The 18486-nt window shown below is 46.1% G+C and carries 16 protein-coding genes, 4 tRNA genes, 1 pseudogene and 1 riboswitch; of the genes and pseudogenes, 20 read left to right on the top strand and 1 reads right to left on the bottom strand.

Annotated elements, in window-relative coordinates; all coding sequences use genetic code 11:
* Positions 1–166 precede the first annotated feature (166 nt).
* Positions 167–1459 carry an adenylosuccinate synthase gene (locus ACKA06_RS11815; RefSeq protein ID WP_411159743.1) on the top strand — a complete coding sequence of 431 codons (1293 nt, stop codon included), beginning with the start codon at positions 167–169 and terminating at the stop codon, positions 1457–1459.
* Positions 1460–1519: 60 nt separating this feature from the next.
* Here the strand turns inward: ACKA06_RS11815 and ACKA06_RS11810 are convergent.
* A pseudogene (locus ACKA06_RS11810) lies at positions 1520–2560 on the bottom strand (potassium channel family protein); the annotation flags it as partial.
* 114 nt (positions 2561–2674) lie between these two features.
* Here ACKA06_RS11810 and ACKA06_RS11805 point away from each other — a divergent pair.
* The 19 genes from ACKA06_RS11805 to ACKA06_RS11715 all read left to right on the top strand — a co-directional run bounded on the left by ACKA06_RS11805 (position 2675) and on the right by ACKA06_RS11715 (position 18022).
* Positions 2675–3139, top strand: coding sequence for a hypothetical protein (locus tag ACKA06_RS11805; protein WP_411159742.1), 465 nt, complete (start codon positions 2675–2677; stop codon positions 3137–3139).
* Positions 3136–3447, top strand: coding sequence for a hypothetical protein (locus ACKA06_RS11800; RefSeq protein ID WP_411159741.1), 312 nt, complete (start codon positions 3136–3138; stop codon positions 3445–3447). Before ACKA06_RS11805 ends, ACKA06_RS11800 begins: the two co-directional genes overlap by 4 nt.
* Positions 3440–4705: a glutathionylspermidine synthase family protein gene (locus tag ACKA06_RS11795; RefSeq protein ID WP_411159740.1), complete on the top strand. Its 1266-nt coding sequence runs from the start codon at positions 3440–3442 to the stop codon at positions 4703–4705. The genes ACKA06_RS11800 and ACKA06_RS11795 overlap by 8 nt, the downstream gene beginning before the upstream one ends.
* Before the next feature lie 3 nt (positions 4706–4708).
* A complete protein-coding gene (locus ACKA06_RS11790) occupies positions 4709–5122 on the top strand; it encodes a DUF350 domain-containing protein (RefSeq protein WP_411159739.1) in 414 nt (137 codons plus the stop codon).
* A gap of 392 nt (positions 5123–5514) precedes the next feature.
* Positions 5515–5590 (top strand) — tRNA-Lys (locus ACKA06_RS11785).
* Positions 5591–5628: 38 nt separating this feature from the next.
* Positions 5629–5700: transfer RNA gene (locus tag ACKA06_RS11780), tRNA-Glu, on the top strand.
* Between the two features lie 101 nt (positions 5701–5801).
* Positions 5802–5878 (top strand) — tRNA-Asp (locus ACKA06_RS11775).
* A gap of 231 nt (positions 5879–6109) precedes the next feature.
* Positions 6110–6182, top strand: a tRNA-Phe gene (locus ACKA06_RS11770).
* 354 nt (positions 6183–6536) lie between these two features.
* The gene (locus ACKA06_RS11765) at positions 6537–8006 is read left to right on the top strand and encodes a peptidoglycan DD-metalloendopeptidase family protein (RefSeq protein WP_411159738.1); all 1470 of its coding nucleotides are present in this window, start codon (positions 6537–6539) and stop codon (positions 8004–8006) included.
* 359 nt (positions 8007–8365) lie between these two features.
* Positions 8366–9076: a response regulator YycF gene (gene yycF, locus ACKA06_RS11760; protein ID WP_032087105.1), complete on the top strand. Its 711-nt coding sequence runs from the start codon at positions 8366–8368 to the stop codon at positions 9074–9076.
* 6 nt (positions 9077–9082) lie between these two features.
* The gene (walK, locus tag ACKA06_RS11755) at positions 9083–10912 is read left to right on the top strand and encodes a cell wall metabolism sensor histidine kinase WalK (RefSeq protein ID WP_411159737.1); all 1830 of its coding nucleotides are present in this window, start codon (positions 9083–9085) and stop codon (positions 10910–10912) included.
* On the top strand, positions 10909–12249 hold the full coding sequence (locus tag ACKA06_RS11750; protein WP_411159736.1) for a YycH family regulatory protein: 1341 nt from the start codon (positions 10909–10911) through the stop codon (positions 12247–12249). Before walK ends, ACKA06_RS11750 begins: the two co-directional genes overlap by 4 nt.
* Positions 12250–13068 (top strand): two-component system regulatory protein YycI, encoded by an 819-nt coding sequence (locus ACKA06_RS11745; protein ID WP_411159735.1) that lies wholly within the window; start codon positions 12250–12252, stop codon positions 13066–13068.
* Positions 13069–13073: 5 nt separating this feature from the next.
* Positions 13074–13868, top strand: a complete 795-nt coding sequence (locus tag ACKA06_RS11740) for an MBL fold metallo-hydrolase (protein ID WP_058299788.1) — start codon at positions 13074–13076, stop codon at positions 13866–13868.
* A 539-nt stretch (positions 13869–14407) separates the two neighbouring features.
* Positions 14408–15649, top strand: a complete 1242-nt coding sequence (locus ACKA06_RS11735) for a S1C family serine protease (RefSeq protein ID WP_058299787.1) — start codon at positions 14408–14410, stop codon at positions 15647–15649.
* Positions 15650–15761: 112 nt separating this feature from the next.
* Entirely contained in the window at positions 15762–15920 is a 159-nt protein-coding gene (locus ACKA06_RS11730) for a CxxH/CxxC protein (protein ID WP_074440086.1), read from the top strand.
* A 94-nt stretch (positions 15921–16014) separates the two neighbouring features.
* The gene (gene rlmH / locus ACKA06_RS11725; protein ID WP_058299786.1) at positions 16015–16494 is read left to right on the top strand and encodes a 23S rRNA (pseudouridine(1915)-N(3))-methyltransferase RlmH; all 480 of its coding nucleotides are present in this window, start codon (positions 16015–16017) and stop codon (positions 16492–16494) included.
* Positions 16495–16791: 297 nt separating this feature from the next.
* On the top strand, positions 16792–17253 hold the full coding sequence (locus ACKA06_RS11720) for a hypothetical protein (RefSeq protein ID WP_214872413.1): 462 nt from the start codon (positions 16792–16794) through the stop codon (positions 17251–17253).
* A gap of 106 nt (positions 17254–17359) precedes the next feature.
* The gene (locus ACKA06_RS11715; RefSeq protein WP_411159734.1) at positions 17360–18022 is read left to right on the top strand and encodes a DNA-binding response regulator; all 663 of its coding nucleotides are present in this window, start codon (positions 17360–17362) and stop codon (positions 18020–18022) included.
* A 333-nt stretch (positions 18023–18355) separates the two neighbouring features.
* Positions 18356–18437, top strand: a riboswitch (glycine riboswitch).
* Positions 18438–18486 lie beyond the last annotated feature (49 nt).

Raw genomic sequence — 18486 nt, 5'->3', positions numbered from 1 at the left:
GGTCGGCATGACCTTGTGCCGGTGATTCCGCAACGTTGATTTTACGAACATAAAGATAAATACCTATAATAATGTTCGTGTTTTGATTGACTTTCCTCTATTCAGTTGATAAAATGAGTTTGTTTGAAAAAAGAGGGAATACTAATTCCCGTCGGAGGTGCTTATTATGTCTTCAGTAGTAGTAGTGGGAACACAATGGGGAGACGAAGGAAAAGGAAAGATCACTGACTTCCTTTCTGAACATGCAGAAGTAATCGCACGTTACCAGGGCGGTAATAACGCGGGGCATACAATTAAATTTGACGGTGAAACATATAAGCTGCACTTGATTCCATCAGGTATCTTTTATAATGAAAAAATTTCTGTCATCGGGAACGGCATGGTCGTCGATCCGAAGGCATTGGTGAAGGAACTTAAATACTTACATGACCGTGATGTCACGACTGAGAACTTGCGAATCAGCAATCGCGCGCACGTCATCCTGCCTTACCACCTGAAGCTTGACGAAGTGGAAGAAGAGCGCAAAGGCGCCAACAAGATCGGTACAACGAAAAAAGGGATCGGACCTGCCTACATGGATAAAGCTGCACGTATCGGGATCCGTATCGCCGACCTTCTTGACCGTGCATCATTCGAAGAGAAGCTCGCACGCAACCTTGAAGAAAAGAACCGCCTTCTTGAGCGTTTCTATGAAACAGAAGGATTTAAAATCGAGGATATCCTTGATGAGTACTATGAGTACGGCCAGCAGATCAAGAAGTACGTCGTGGATACATCCGTTGTATTGAACGATGCGATCGACAACGGCCGCCGCGTTCTTTTTGAAGGAGCACAGGGTGTCATGCTCGATATCGACCAGGGTACATACCCGTTCGTAACGTCATCCAACCCGGTAGCAGGGGGAGTGACGATCGGTTCAGGTATCGGACCTACAAAGATCAATCACGTCGTCGGTGTTTCAAAAGCATACACGACCCGTGTCGGAGACGGTCCATTCCCTACTGAACTGAACAACGAGATCGGCGATCAAATCCGTGAAGTCGGCCGTGAGTACGGTACGACGACTGGACGCGCCCGCCGTGTAGGCTGGTTCGACAGCGTTGTTGTCCGCCATGCCCGCCGTGTCAGCGGACTGACTGACCTGTCCCTGAACTCAATCGACGTATTGACAGGCATTGAAACATTGAAAATCTGTGTCGCTTATAAATACAAAGGCGAAATCATGGAAGAGTTCCCTGCGAACCTCAACATCCTGGCTGAATGCGAGCCGGTATACGAAGAGCTTCCAGGTTGGACGGAAGACATCACAGGCTGCAAGACGCTTTCCGAGCTTCCTGAAAATGCACGCCACTACCTTGAGCGCGTATCCCAGCTTACCGGCATCCCGCTTTCCATCTTCTCTGTAGGACCTGACCGTTCACAGACGAATGTGGTGCGCAGTGTGTGGAGCCCGAGATAATTTCAAAATAAGACACACAGAAAAGAAGCTGACCCCTCGGGTCAGCTTCTTTTCTTATATTCATTCACCAGCAGTAAGCTGTTCATACACCCTGTCGTGGCATACGACATACAGCGTATCCGAGTCGAGCAGTTCGCGGTTGATCGCATCCGTGAAGTCCATGCTGTCATTGACGGCCAGCAGGATGGCCCCTTTTTGCAGAAGCTCCTCGGACGCCTGCTTGATGGTCTTCCACTCAGGGTTCGCCTTCAGCTCGTGGATGTTATTCCCGTACCGTTTGCTCAAGAGCTGTCTGAACAAGCTCGTCGTCCCGGGATGGATCGTCGCTTTTGCCATCAAGAAAGAGACGGAATCGGTGGACAGGATGAAGTCCTCGACCGCGATGTGTTTGAATTTAGGGATATGTCGGTCTTCCGAAATCTCTACGATCGTATGGATCTCCTTTTCATGCGTTTTTGACAAGCCTTCGACGGCAGATGCAATCAGGAGGGTCTTCCCGTCAATCAGTGACGGGTCCTCTATCCGCGAATCGGAAAAGATCGCGACCCGTTTTGAATCGAGAATATTCGCTCGCAGCAATATATCCTCATCCGATGGATCCCCTTGAATATAGTGGATCTGAGCGTGATCGACAGGTGATTCACCCAGCGTATCGATCAGCACGATCTCCGCCTCAGGCGAGTGTGCCAGCACTTCCTGGATCGCCCTTTCCGTCTTCTTAGACCAGTTGATATAAATGAAATGATCATTCATGGTATACTCAAGCTTCCCTTCCCGTTTGTATTTTTGAAACGTCGTGATGGCATCTACCGTCTTGCTGATCAGGACCCCGATGATCCCGATCCCGAAGATAAAGAGGAAGATCCCGAGCAGACGTCCGCTAACCGTTACGGGATAATAATCCCCGTATCCGACCGTGGTCAGGGTGGTCATCGTCCACCAGAAACCGTCAAACAACGAAGGAAAGCCTTCGGGTTCCAGAAAATAAATCCCGAATGTCCCCAATAAAATGATGATAACGGATAACAATAAGATGAAACCGAAGTCCATCTTTGATACTTGTTTCCAAAGCCTCATAAAAATGGCCATGCAATCGCTCCTCTTGAAGAAATCATAGTATAATCATACCAATAACCTAGTTTTGAGTGAAACCATTCTTTTTGTGAACCGTATACTTAAAGAGCGAATCACTCGACCAAAGGAGGAATGCGAGGGATGTCACGCCCCTTACTTGAATACCGCCTGCTGAAAGGCATGGGCGGCTATGAACCGATCTTTCATTACCCGGATATCGAACTCGGGCAGATCCTTGCACGCAGGGAATGTGAGTTTTTTGTAAAAGAAGGCGTCACCTACAGACAGACGTCGTCTGCAAAAGAAGGGAATCTTTTTCTTATATATGTAGACAAATATGAAGAAGAGCCTGTCACCGATCCGCTCTTCCCGCCTCAGGGACTGCTGCTGGAGATCCGTGAGCTGAATCCGAGGAAGAATCCCCCGATCGTTAAACAGGAAACATACGATGATCATCTTGATATTCTGAGCGTCATCGGTTCAGTATATACCTATATAGATGGCAGGGAATATGAACGGGATTCCGCCGAAATCGACGAAGACCGGTCCGTATACATTTTATATGTAAAAGCAACCGGCGAAACGCTGAAGGAGGAAACGCAATGAACAAAACGAAAAAATTGATGGCAGGAGTGGCCGCCTCAGTGATGGCCATTTCCGTCACCGGCTGCGGGAACAACCAGGACCTCCCGCCGGAGCCGACCGACACCGACTGCGACGACTGGGATTGGGACGACGACAGCGGCACGTACTACTGTGATGACAGCCGCTCCTCTCACTTCGGCTACTTCTGGTTCGCCGGCAGGATGTTTAAAAACAAATCGAGCCTCCGTAACTATTCAGACTACAAATCGTATTCGAAATCATATAAATCTGGGATCGGAAGCGGCTCGAAAGGCGGATTCGGTGGATAGAACACATCGTGAACAAAGAGCGGATTTTTATGAAGGGGTCCCGGATTTCTGGCACGACCTCTTCGGAATGGAATATGCCCTTTTGGATATAAGAAAAGAACCCATGGCCATGATCGAGGAGGTCCGGGACGCTTCGGAGAAAGCTTATCACGTGTTTGTGAAAACAGCAGTTCTTCTGCGTGAGCTCGGTGATGAATCACTGCTGGAACTGGGATTTCCGGAGGAATCGCTTCCTTACATACGGACTAAATCGATTCCCCAGGAGTGCATCGTTGGCAGGTTCGATTTTGTCGCGGGTGAAGACGGACGCTTGAAACTATTGGAGTTTAATAGTGACACACCGACCTTCATCAAGGAGCTTTATCATGTGAACGGAAGAGTGTGCGATCATTTTTCGCTGGACGATCCGAATGCCGGTCTTGAGGAGAAGCTCGGCCTTGAGCTGCGGCGGGCACTGCTCGCTTCCTGGCGGTCACTCGGACGGGACGGATCGCCGAAGATCGTCTTTTCCTCGCACAGCGATCATGAAGAAGATTATTTGACGACGCGTTACCTGCAGTCATTGGCAGACGTGCCTTCCGAATTTGTCAGCCTTGATCAATTGCAGGTGAGGACCGGCCGGGAAGCCGGTCTCTATACACCAAGCGGTGAACGGATCGATGTGCTGTATCGCCCGACCTATCCGATCGAGCATTTGGTTGAAGATGTGGATCCCGATACCGGTGAAAAATCGGGACTCGAGCTGATTGGACTGGTGGTGGACGGAAAGCTTGCCATTTTGAACCCGCCTTCTGCATTCTTGATGCAGTCCAAAGGCGTGCAGGCCCTGATCTGGGGACTTCATGAGTCGGGGAGCGATTTTTTCACAGAAGAAGAACATGAGTGGATTTCAGCATTTTTTTTACCGACATATCTTGATCCGGATGTGTTCGAAGAGAGCGGTGCCACCTATGTGCAGAAGCCAGCATTCGGGCGCGAGGGTGATACCGTCAAAATCATTGAAGCATCCGGCAGGGTGGTACTGCAGGATCCGAAAGAAACATATAAGGAAACACTGCCTGTCTATCAGGAATATATTGAACTGCCGCGGCATGACATCCGGACTGATTCCGGTGTTGTCGAAGCGAGTCTGATGGTTGGCAGTTTCGTCATAAACGGTACAGCGGACGCCGTCGGATACCGTGCCGGCAACGCCATCACCGATAACGAATCATACTTCCTTCCGATCGGAATCGGGGAAGAACAAAAAGGAGAGTAATCCATGCAAATCATAACGAGTGAAGCACTCATCAGTTTTCTTGCCCACGTCGGCACAGGCCTCGGTCTAATGATCCTCGGTGTCATCGTATTCGCATTCACCACGAAATTCTCAGAAGCCACCCTCATCCGCGAAGGCAACCTCGCCGTCGCCTTGAAACTGTGGGGCAAAGCCATCGGTCTGGCCATCGTCATCTACACCGTCTGGGCAAACAGCATCAATCTGTTCGATGCCTTCGTATGGGGGCTGATCGGAATCGCCACCCAGGTCATCGCGTACTGGATCATCGAGTATGTCCTCACACCAAAGACGAATCTGGCGAAAAAAGTAGAAGAAGGCAACGTCGCGATCGGATTCAGCTTGTTCTCGGTTTCGATTGTGGTTGGGTTGATTGTGGCGGCTAGTTTGACTTATTAGATTGGTTGTTGGTTAGTTGGATTTTGGTTGGGTTAGGTATTGTATTGGAGGCTGCAGCCTGGTTCCGTACGTTGGTGGTGCGGGGCTGGGGTGTGGTTTTTTGGTTGGCGTTGATAAGGTGCTGAAACAATGTACTGGGGCTGGACACTGTCAATGCTGTTGCTGTTTCCACGAAAGGTCAGAATAAAGGAAGAATCCATACCCTTTCGAATAAATAATAAAAAGCCATCAGCTTCATCACCATGCTGGTGGCTTTTTGACGCATTTATTCCCCAGAAAATAATTTTCAACAAAATTCTACAAAAAACTATTGCCCCCGTCCCGCATACGTGATAATATTAATTTCGTTGTCACGAAAGACGTCGCGAAACTTTCGTGTTGATATATACTGTGAGCCATTAGCTCAGTTGGTAGAGCATCTGACTTTTAATCAGAGGGTCGAAGGTTCGAGTCCTTCATGGCTCACCAAAGATTTTTGCGGAAGCAAAACATCTATCATCCTGCATGGCCCGTTGGTCAAGCGGTTAAGACACCGCCCTTTCACGGCGGTAACACGGGTTCGAATCCCGTACGGGTCATATCTTTCTTTTAGTAGAATGATAGTTTGATAGAGCAATTTAAGGAAATATATTTTGCTAAAGCAATTAATGAAAGTTATTTCGCTAAAGCGAAAAACTCTGGTCCGGTAGTTCAGTTGGTTAGAATGCCTGCCTGTCACGCAGGAGGTCGCGGGTTCGAGTCCCGTCCGGACCGCCATTTTATTTTTACATAATGAATCGTCATTCCCCTCGCTGGTCACTCAGCCCGAACCGGATGATCTTCATTACATAACTAAACACGGCTCAGTAGCTCAGTTGGTAGAGCACGGTGAATAAGCTTCATCCGAGTAATCATCAGCGTACAGCTCGAGCAGCAACTTGAATAATCCTCCTGAGAGCTGGACGATGGACAACCGGTTTATCAGATTAGGAACGAATAATTTAATACGGCTCAGTAGCTCAGTTGGTAGAGCAATGGACTGAAAATCCATGTGTCGGCGGTTCGATTCCGTCCTGAGCCATCTACAAAAAGTACTGCGATGACTTTGTCTCTCGTAGTACTTTTTTATTATGTATTTGTAACATGAATGTAACAAAAAGTGACAAATAACCACATTTTCCCTCGGACGCAATATTTCTCCTATGCAACCTTATTCCTAGTTATATCAGTGATTTCAGCGGTAATATCATTAAAACGACTCATTGAAAATTCTATTAATTATACAGTTTTGTTACAATACTAATACTTTTCCCCGTATTTCGTCGAATTATGGTAAGTTAGTAAAGTACGAATTTACAAGAATATTTACTAAAATTAGGCATAATGAATGACCAACACAGTGATTTTTGCTTTTTAGTTTACAGGAGGCAAGACAATGAAGTTTGGAGAACGCTTATTACCGAAATTAGAAGAATATAGAGGCCGATCTTCTCAATTCATGAAGAAGGTTGCGGTCACGACGCTTGCACTTTCAACACTGACGTTTGCATCTGCTTCTGCGGATGATACAGATAAAGAGCTGAAGACGATCTATCATGTATACGTAAACAGTCATTATGTAGGGGCTGTTACGGATCAGGATGATGTGAAGGGCATGCTGGAAGAAAAGCTTCAAGATGCTGAAGAGAAGTTCAAGGATTACCAGGTAACCTGGAATAATGACATCACATACATACCTGAGAATGTTTTCTCTGCGAAAACGAATAACCAGGAAGTTTTGAATAATGTATCCAAGTCGATGGCTGTCGAAGCGAATGCTTATGCATTGGTTGTCGATGACAAGCCTGTGGCGTATGTAAAAGATAAAGAGACAGCGGACGAGACGCTGAAAAAGATCAAGCTGAAATATGTTTCCGAAGACGAACTGAAAGATTTGGAAGCACGTAAAAATGACGCTGATTCTTCTTTACCCGCTTTGAAGGAAAATGAAACACGTTTATTGGATGTTTCTTTTAAAGAAGATGTGGCAGCTGAAAAATCACAGGTGGATCCAAAAGAAATCCTTTCTGCTGATGAAGCTGTAAACCTGCTTCTTAAAGGAAGTGTCGAAGAGAAGAAGTATAAGGTAGAAGAAGGCGATGTCCTTGGGGCAATCGCTGAGAAGCTTGATTTGACGACGGGCGAGCTTCTGAAATTGAACCCTGAACTGGATGAGGACGGGGCGTTGAAGATCGGATCAGAATTGAATGTGACGGTCAGCAAGCCGTTCGTTCATACAGTGGTTAAAAAGGAAGTCAATAAGATTGAAAAAATCGCCTATGATAAAGAAGTGATTGAAGATTCTTCAATGAATAAGGGCGATACGAAAGTGAAGCAGGAAGGTGTGGAAGGCGAGAAGTCCGTTACCTTTACTGCTACAGAAGTGAACGGTTCTCAAACCGAGAAGAATGTCACTGAGGAAAAGGATGTAAAAGAGCCTCAAAAATACATCGTCATTAAAGGAACGAAAGAAACTCCTTCAAGAGGTTCCGGCAGCTTTGCATGGCCGACAAACGGCGGATATATCTCCTCCAAGCAGGGTCAGCGCTGGGGCAAGATGCATAAAGGAATCGACATCGCACGCCCAAGCGATAAGACGATCAAATCCGTTGATAACGGGGTTGTCGTTTCTGCAGGTTGGGACGACGGCGGCTACGGTAACAAAGTCGTGATCGACCATCAAAACGGCTACAAAACGACTTACGCACATCTTGATTCCATCTCCGTTTCAGCTGGCCAAAAGGTCGGCAAAGGCGATAAACTGGGAATCATGGGAACAACAGGTCAATCTACCGGTGTACACCTTCATATTGAGGTCCACAAAAACGGATCCCTGATCAATCCATTAGACGTACTTCATAAATAAATACAGCACAACCCGGGACTGACAACAACAATACCGTCAGTCCCCTTTCTTGTATTTTGGGTTTCTTCTTTTATATAGGGAGATTTCATTCGTAAAAAGCTGTTTACTATGTTAAAAAGAGGTAGATACATGTTAGGGACGCTTCCAGCCGTTGATTGGAGTGCTGACCGCGGAATGCGAAGTCTTGCACGGAAATCAACCGCGGGATAGAAAACCGGTGGGAAAATAGACATGAAATCCGCCAATCATTGAGTAAAAGATGAATTAAGACGCAGAAAGTGATAAATTTAAAGGAAGAATCCTATACTAAGCAAAATTACGATTAGACCGAATTTAATTGTCAAAGGAGATCAATTGATATGGATAAAAAGATTTTAGTTGTTGACGATGAAAAGCCGATTGCTGATATTTTGCAGTTTAACTTGAAGAAGGAAGGCTATGAGGTCCATTGTGCGTATGACGGCGATGAGGCGGTGAAGATGGCAGAGGAAGTGAAGCCTGACCTGGTCCTTCTTGATATCATGCTGCCGAACCGTGACGGGATGGAAGTGTGCCGTGAGATCCGTAAGAAGTATGAAATGCCGATCATCATGCTGACGGCGAAGGACTCTGAGATCGATAAGGTCCTCGGACTTGAGCTGGGTGCGGATGATTATGTGACGAAGCCGTTCAGTACGCGCGAGCTGATCGCACGTGTGAAGGCGAATCTGCGCCGTCATCAGGCGGGGGCTGCGGCTGCCGGCGATGAGGATGAGAACAATGAAATCACGGTCGGTTCGCTGACGATCCACCCGGATGCGTATGTGGTGTCGAAGCGCGGTGAAACGATTGAATTGACACACCGTGAGTTCGAACTTCTTCATTATCTGGCCAAGCATATCGGACAGGTCATGACCCGTGAGCATTTATTACAAACGGTATGGGGCTATGACTATTACGGGGATGTCCGTACGGTGGACGTGACCGTGAGACGTCTTCGTGAAAAAATTGAGGATAATCCCAGCCACCCTACTTGGATCGTAACACGTAGAGGAGTCGGTTATTACTTGCGAAATCCTGAACAGGAGTAAGGTTGAATGAAGAAAGTTGGTTTAACGCGTTCGATCCATCTTAAGTTTGTCATGATTTATGTGCTCCTGATTCTCCTGGCGATGCAGATCATCGGGGTTTATTTTGTCAGGGAACTGGAGAATAAGCTGGTGGATAACTTTCAATCCAGCATCAAGAGCCGGGTGGATCTGCTCGAATATTCGGTCCGTGAAGAAATGGTCAAGGAACGTGCCGAGGATGATCCATCGAAGGAAAATGAAATTAAGAATCTATTGGAAGACAGTGCCGAGCCCAACTCGGATATTTATGAAATACGCGTGGTGGATGACCGCAGCAGGATCATAGGCACCTCTGATGAAAATAACCAGGCGATGGTGGGACGCCCGACCGATGAAATCTCGGTCAAACGGGTCCTCGCCGGCGGAGGCGCTTATGATAATATTCTGATCGATGAAAAGACCGGGGACCGCGTCTGGGTTTTGACATCCCCCATCATATCGTCAGATGAAGTGATCGGCGCCATTTATCTGGTTGCGAAGATTGAAAATGTGTACAACCAGATGAATGAAATCAACAAAATTTTCACGAATGGTACGTTGATCGCGCTGGCCATCACTGCGATATTGGGTGTTTTGCTTGCACAGACCATCACAAGGCCGATTTCTGATATGAGGAAACATGCGCTTGCGATGGCCAAAGGGAATTTTTCGAGAAAAGTAAAAGTCTACGGCTATGACGAAATCGGTCAGCTGGCCATGACCTTCAATAACCTCACTAAAAGGCTGCAGGAAGCGCAGGCGACGACTGAAGGTGAAAGAAGGAAGCTGTCCTCTGTCCTTTCCTATATGACGGACGGGGTCATTGCGACGGACCGGAAAGGCCGGGTCATCCTCATTAACGATCCGGCGGTCGAGATGTTGAATGTTTCACGTGAAACAGTTCTGTCGCAGCCGATCGTTGCGCTCCTCGGGCTTGATGAAGAATATACATTCGAGGACCTGTCGAATGAACAGGACTCGATCATCCTTGATTACAGCACGAAGGAAAAGCCGTACATCTTAAGGGCGAATTTCTCGATCATCCAAAAGGAAACCGGCTTTGTCAACGGATTGATCACGGTTCTCCATGATATCACGGAGCAGGAAAAGATCGATCTTGAGAGGCGTGAATTCGTGGCGAATGTATCCCATGAACTGCGCACTCCGCTGACGACGATGCGAAGCTATCTGGAGGCGCTGGCCGAAGGGGCATGGCAGGATGAAGAGATTGCGCCGCAATTTTTAAATGTGACGCAGACCGAGACGGAGCGGATGATCCGCCTGGTCAATGATCTCCTCCAGCTCTCGAAGATGGACAGCAAGGATTATCGTTTCAATAAGGATTGGATTGATTTCATCCTGTTATTCCACCGCATCATCGACCGTTTTGAGATGACGAAGAATTTGAATGTCACCTTTGAACGTTATCTTCCTGATCAAGCGATGTTTGTGGAAATCGACACGGATAAGATTACGCAGGTTTTGGATAACATCATTTCGAATGCACTGAAGTACTCGCCGGAGGGCGGCACGATCACATTCAATGTAAAAGAAAACAACGGGTTCATCGAGATCAGCGTATCGGATCAGGGTCTCGGTATTCCAAAAGAAAACCTTGATAAGGTCTTTGAACGATTCTACCGCGTGGATAAGGCCCGTTCCAGACAGATGGGCGGTACAGGTCTGGGGCTTGCGATCGCGAAGGAAATGATAACAGCACACGGCGGCGATATTTGGGCAACAAGTGTCGAGGGCAAAGGCACGACGATCACGTTCACGCTCCCATTTGATTCCGCACAAGAGGATGATTGGTCATGAATTATGAAAAAATAAAATCGATTCTATTGACAGTGCTTGTGGCGCTGAGCATCTTCCTGACGTGGAATCTATGGACCTATCAACCTGAATATGATGTGATTGAAAGTACAGAGACATTCGATGTATCCATCGGGGAGGAACGGAAAGAGCTTGAATTGATCCAGCCATACAAAGTCTTCTATCATGATGACGAGCAGATCATGGGTTCCCCCAATGAAACCGAGATTGATAAAGTATTGGAGCAAATGAGCAGTTGGCGGCTGACGGATGCAAAGGACATCAGCAGTCAATACTCTCAAAGCGAAATTGAGGAACTGGTTCACAGTCCCGGCAGGATCGAGCTGGTGTTTCCAGACAGCCTTCCTCTTTCCGTCTACAATAAAGTGATCAAGTTTGACGAACAGAATCTGCCGAGTACCACTTTTAACCGCATCATCTTCGACCTTAATGCGAAAAAAGGAGATAAGGGGATGGTCTATTTCGTCCTGTACGGCGAAGAAGACAGGAAATATGTCGTGGAGAGCAAGGTCGATGAGGAAAAAATGGATTCCCTGCAGACGATGTTCGTCCAGAGGGCACTCTATAATGAAAATTTCCGGAATTACTTTGCGTTCAAGGCGAATTCAAGAAAAACCCTTCTCTTACCTGTTAAGGATGAAGAGTATTACAGCTATAAATATTCAACCGAGCTATTGGAAGCAGAGGATTTCATGAAGGCGTTATTTAAAAACCCGATCAACGTCAGCAAGAATTCAACCGATTCCGAAGAAATCTACCGCGATTCCTCCAGTTTGATGAAAGTGAACACGAATGTGAACTCACTGTCATTCGTCAATCCCGGCGTGGATCCGGACCGGAATATTTCAGAGGATCTCCTCGTTCAAAACAGTATCGGGTTTGTGAATGAACACGGGGGATGGACCGATCGATTCAAATTATTTTCGGTCAGCCCTGAAGAAAGTAAAATCGAATACCGGATGTTCCTGATGAATTTACCGGTATTCAGTGATTCGGCAGGGACGACTGAAATCACCCAGATCTGGGGGACGGATACAATCCATAAGTATGAACGTCCTTATTTCAGGATTGGTGATAACTACACCATGTTTTCCAAGCCGAATAAGATTCATATCCCATCAGGTTATACAGTTCAGCAGGCGCTTGAAGGGAATAAGATGATCAACTTGGAATTTGTTGAAGATATCGCACTCGGATATAAATTGACTAGGGATATGAATTTCCCGGACATGCTTTTATACGATTTGACACCTTCATGGTATTATAAATACAGCGGCAACTGGCTGCGCCTGCCTCTTGAAGAATTGGAGGGGGTCTAAATGGATTGGAATAAAACGAAAACGATTTTCATCGTCGTGTTCCTGATCCTGAATATTTTTCTTTTAACCATTTTCATCAAAAAAATCTCTGAACCGGAGATTCTTGCCGATACGGGCACCCAGCAATCGCTGGAGTCCGTTAACATCACGTATCCTGCGGATCTTGCACCTCCTAAGGAAGCCGTCACCGAAACGAATATAAGCGCCACATCCAAGAAATTCACCGATTCGGATAAAGAGAGCCTGAAGAATCAGGAAGTCAGCATCCTGAATGAGACGACGCTGTATTCGACACTTGATGAGCCATATGATTTAGGTGAAAAATTGACGGAAGATGATCTGAAGGAAAAATTGAAGAGTTTCTTGAAGGAATATGCGATCGACGGAGATCAATACGCTTTCAGGGGCATCAACAATGAGAATCTGACCATCAGTTACAATCAGACTTACGAGGGAAGGCCGTTATTTCATAATGGCAGTGCAGAAATCGTGTTGGAGCTTAACAATGAGAACGAAATCGTGTCGTACAAACAGACAATGATGGAAGATATAAAGTCATTTGGAAAAGTATCGAGGGTCATCAACCCGCTCGAATCCCTGCAGATCCTTGCCGACAGCGGTAAAATCGAACCTGACAGCAAGGTGACCAGCTTCGAGCAGGGGTATTCAACCGAGGTGCCGTTCTCGGATTCCCAGGTACTGACCCCGACATGGCATTTTGTCGTAGAGAAGAAGGATAAGAAACAACATCTTTATTTCACTGCATTTGAAGGCGACGTCATCGAGTTTACAAAAAAAGAGAAAGAATTACTGGAGTGAGAGGTATGACCATGCATTTTAGTGTACTCGCGAGCGGCAGTACAGGAAATGCGATATTCGTTGAAACGGACGAGCATTCCTTCCTGGTCGACGCGGGTCTCAGCGGCAAGGCGATGGAAGGATTGTTCAGCCAGATCGACCGTAAAATCGAGGACCTGTCCGGCATCCTTGTCACACATGAGCACAGCGACCATATCAAGGGGCTTGGGGTTCTTGCCAGAAAGTACAAGCTCCCGGTCTATGCGAATGAAAAGACTTGGAACGCAATGGACGGGCTCGTGGGGAAAATCGATACAGAACAGAAATTCACATTCGATATGGAAACGGCCAAGCATTTCGGCGGAATGAGCATCGAGTCATTCGGCGTATCACACGATGCCGCCGAGCCGATGTTCTATGTTTTCCATCAGGGTGAAAAGAAGCTTGTTCTCGTCACCGATACAGGCTATGTCAGCGACCGGATGAAAGGCATCATCTCGAATGCCGATGCCTATGTGTTCGAAAGCAACCACGACGTCGGCATGCTGCGGATGTGCCGGTATCCATGGAACATCAAGCGCCGCATCCTGAGTGATGTCGGCCACGTTTCAAATGAGGATGCCGCCATCGCCATGAGCGAAGTCATCGGCGACAGGACCAAGGGCATCTATCTCGCCCACCTGAGCCTCGACAACAACATGAAAGACCTGGCACGCATGAGTGTGACGCAGACGCTCGAAACACAAGGAATCGGCGTCGGCGAACAAATCGATCTATTTGATACGGACCCAAAAGTCCCGACACCATTAGTAGCCATCTAACCCATTTCTGTGTTTGAATGGGAGAATTTAGAGGAATATGATAGGCAAAGGCTGCAGGATGGCGGTCTTTGCCTTTTTGTATTGTTTCTTAAAAGAAAAATTATAAGTAATGGTGAGTATTAACCGTCTCCAGCAGATGATTGGAGTGGAAGACGAAGACTCCTGCGGGAAAAGCGGAGCTGGGGAGACCCCGCAGGCGAAGCCGAGGAGGCTCCACGCCCGCCCGCGGAAAGCGAAGTCTTCCACGGAAATCAACTGCGGGAATCGAGCTAATTTGAGACTTGTCCAGCTCCGGCGGCTAGCCCCTCGAGGTCATAAGCTAAATGGTCCAAGAAGGCAAAGAACGCAAAGAACGCCTTCCCGGCCCATTCATCTTATGCTTGTCGGGGCTGAGCAAGCCTCCTCCGCTTTTCTATTGTTCACCAAATCGACAACCATTTCTTAACGGTTTTTCATCATTTTTTAATTTAACCTGACTATAATCAGGCATGAATAGATAAAATAACAAAAGGTATTATCTGATGAAAGGATGATGGCAGATGGGATACTATGATGATCAGGATTTCAACAGGGAAGGCAGGAAGAAGCAAAAGGGAAACCGTGGAGGCATGTTCCTTGCAGGGCTTCTTGGTGCGATTCTCGGTGCCATCCTGATACTGGTTGCGATTCCGCAATTACATAACTTAGACGTACTTCCTTATTCGATCCAGCCGGATCAGGATCTAAAGGCGACGGATGAGGAATATCATAACGGGACGACCAAGAATGTATCGGTGGACGTGACGACGGATGTGACGAAAGCAGTTGAAAAAGCAAGCGACGCTGTCGTCGGCATCTCGAATATCCAATCCCAAAGCTTCTGGGGACAGCAGGGTGATTCACAGGGGCAGGCGGCCGGCACAGGCTCGGGTGTCATTTACAAAAAGGCTGGGAACAAAGCGTATATCGCCACCAACAACCACGTAGTGGAAGGTGCGGATCAGCTTGAAGTAACACTGGCAGATGGAACTAAGGTACCTGCAAAGCTTAGAGGGACCGATATTTGGACGGACCTTGCCGTCATTGAAATCGACGGCAGTAAAATCGGTAAGGACGCAGTCGCTGAATTCGGAAATTCCGATAAGCTAAAAGCAGGGGAACCGGTCATCGCAATCGGAAATCCGCTCGGCCTTCAATTCTCAGGCTCGGTCACTCAAGGTGTGGTTTCAGGTGTCGAGCGTACGATTCCAGTGGATATCAACCAGGACGGCGTCGAAGACTGGAATGCGGAAGTCCTTCAGACAGATGCAGCCATCAACCCGGGTAACAGCGGAGGCGCACTCATCAATATTTCCGGTCAGCTGATCGGGATCAACTCGATGAAAATCGCACAGGAAGCGGTGGAAGGAATCGGTCTAGCGATTCCGATCAATTCGGCACAGCCGATCATCGACGACCTTGAACAATACGGAGAAGTGAAGCGGCCGGCGATGGGAGTAGCCCTTGAAGACGTCAACCGCATTTCATCCTACCATCAGCAGGAAACATTGAAGCTACCGAAGGACGTTAATTACGGAGTCATGATCAGACAGGTCATCCCGAATTCTCCTGCAGCACAGGCGGGTCTCGAAGAACTTGACGTCATCGTAGCGCTTGATGGTGAAAAGGTTGAAGATATGATTGATCTTCGTAAACATCTTTACAACAAGAAAAAAGTCGGCGACCAAATGAACGTCACCATCTACCGGAACGGCAAAAAAGAAGACGTGACGATGAAATTGACGGACGAATCAAGAATGTAGTTGTGGATAAGTAAAAAGCAGGAGGGGGAAAGCACCTTTCCTGCTTTTTCTATACGTGATATGATTACCTGTGGATAAATAAAAAACGTAAAAAAACAAGGAGGTATGAGCTTTGATTTATTGCTGTTTAGAGCACGTGGAGCTTGCGATGGATATCATTGTAGACGAGCATGAAGTGGCCCCGGACCTAAAGGAACTGCCTAAAGAAGAACAGTTATCCACAACCTGTGAATATTGTGGGAATAACGCAGTATATATTGTGGCGAACTAATATTCTCATACAGTATGTGGACGGCGGGTGTGGATATGTGGATAAGTTCTGTGGATAATGTGTTTGTAAATTGTTTGTAAAGTGAGGACGAACTGTGAATATCACGATTGTAACGGTTGGAAAGTTGAAAGAAAAGTACTTGAAGCAAGGAATAAGTGAATATGTAAAGCGGCTCGGTGCCTACGCCAAACTTGACATCATCGAGCTGCCAGACGAAAAAGCACCGGAAGTGTTGAGCGATTCAGAAATGGTACAGGTCAAGGATAAAGAAGGAGAACGCATCCTATCCAAGATCTCACCCGACCACCATGTCATCGCCCTCGCCATCCAGGGCAAGATGAAATCATCTGAAGAACTGGCGGACAACCTGGACAAACTCGCCACCTATGGAAAAAGCAAAGTGGCCTTCGTCATCGGCGGATCACTCGGGTTAAGTGATGAGGTAATGAAGCGGGCAAATGATACCTTGTCCTTTTCGAAAATGACATTCCCTCATCAGTTGATGCGGCTGATTTTGGTGGAGCAGATTTATAGAGCGTTTCGGATTAATCGGGGGGAACCGTATCATAAGTGATGAGGTTTTTAGCCAAAGGCCTCTCCTAATTGTGGGGGGCCTAAGGGCAAATAGAAATGAGAAGGGAGATATTGCTGAAGTGCAAAGAAAATAGATTGACAAATTAAAAAATTCTTTTAGACTAAAAGTAGTTCTTTCCTCAAATTCCTCTTAATTTAACTACTCCTTGAATCTTTATTTGCTTCTTTATTTCTCTTCAGTTGAAACCACAATAAACCTCTTTTTCCCTCTAGATTTTACACTCATTTATTTTAAAAAGATGTCTGAAAACAAAAAAATAAGGGAGATGATCCATTTTTGGCATCGATTAGGTATGCTATTAAATGCCCCGGTTGTGAACGTTCTGCTTTTGTAGATGATTATTACAAAACTGATGAGAAGTACATTTTTTGTAAGGTGTGCGGTTATTATTACACCAAAACAATAGAAAAATATACCGAAAATTCTATTAAGTACAAGGAAGAGGAACGTGAAGGACACGGTATGTTTGTATTGGAAAATAAAGATGGAAACTGCAAAAAGGTGATGTTGAACGATAGTCTCACTAGTGAGCAATTGGAAGAGTTAAAGGTATCACTTATGGAGAAGAATGTTAACCAGGAGAAAAGCTATTTAATTTCTTTCGAAAACGGAGTATTTACCATCCTATTTGGGAACCCACCGGAACATTTTCATTTATCTTTTGACGAGTATATGGAAAAGATGATTGCGAAGTATGGAGTTCCTGAATATGATTTTATGGTTCCAATTGAGGGATAGATAAAGGTCTTTCAAAATTTTATAGTAGAAGAAATTGAGGAAAGAACGGTTTTCAAATTCTTTTAGTCTAACTATAAAAGTTTGATGATTATTGAGGAGGATTGCTGTGGGATTTGAAGAAGAGTACCAGGCTTTTATGAATGCTCACTCTCAGGAAAGAAAAGGTGAACGGTTGAGGCGTTTACAAGAAGGTCACAATCAGGCTGAAAAGTTGTTTTTGAAGCAAGTTTGGTGGCCTTCGTTTTATCATTTTCGGTATCTTCATCCAGAGTTTGAAATCGATGATTTTAAAGATGGAAAACGGTATTTAGATTTTGCTTATATTCGTCCAGCTATCCGGATTTGTTTTGAGGTCGATGGGTATGGCCCTCACTTAAAGAATATAAGCAGATGGCAATTTTCCGACAGTCTGGAGCGTCAAAACCAGTTGGTAATGGACGGGTGGACTGTCATACGCTTTTCTTATGACCAGGTTAAAGAAAAACCTCGTCGATGCCAGCAGGTCGTTCAGCAAGTGATTGGCCGATGGCTAGGTGATGAGCTGGATCAGACTACTCTATCTTATGCAGAAAAGGAAGTGCTTCGACTAGCGATTCGAAAAGGAAAAGCTATATCCCCTATAGAAGTGGAAAAGTATTTGAAGCGAACTGACAAGACGGTAAAAAAATTGCTTACTCAACTAGTTGATAAAAAGATGTTGATTCCCGAATCTGGGATCAAGAGGATCCGCTCTTATCGCTTGGCGGATCAGGTTAAACACCTACTCTGATAAATAAACGGAAAAATTCCGCCTAATTAGCATATAGAATTGAAAATAGCGTAAATAGACGGAGTAATGCCGTCTATTGACTCAAAAAACGTTAAAATGAGAAATTATATTTGGCATAATCGGAAAAATTCCTCTTAAATACTCCTAAAACGAGATTCTCCTTGTATATAACCGGAGAAACTCCGCTTAATATACATCCGCTGGTTAACTGAATTCCTCCTGTTGACAAACTCCATATCAGCCCTTAAAATAATCAACTATTCGAAGCAAAACGAGTAACCAAACAATTTAATTACTTAGAAAGCTATGATTGCTATGGATCATACTATAGCAGGAGCAGCTTCTGGAGAGACCGCGAGAGTTTTCGCGGCGCCGAAGGGTTCATAATCTCAGGCAAAAGGACAGAAGAGTATCAGATATTTATTTTGACGTGCAGGCCGTTATGGCTGCTGGCATACAAAATG

The sequence above is a fragment of the Rossellomorea oryzaecorticis genome (assembly GCF_045897515.1).
In the GTDB taxonomy this organism is placed as follows: domain Bacteria; phylum Bacillota; class Bacilli; order Bacillales; family Bacillaceae_B; genus Rossellomorea; species Rossellomorea enclensis.
The sequence above is the reverse complement of the archived record's forward strand: the minus strand, read 5'-3'. Positions and strand labels throughout refer to the sequence as shown.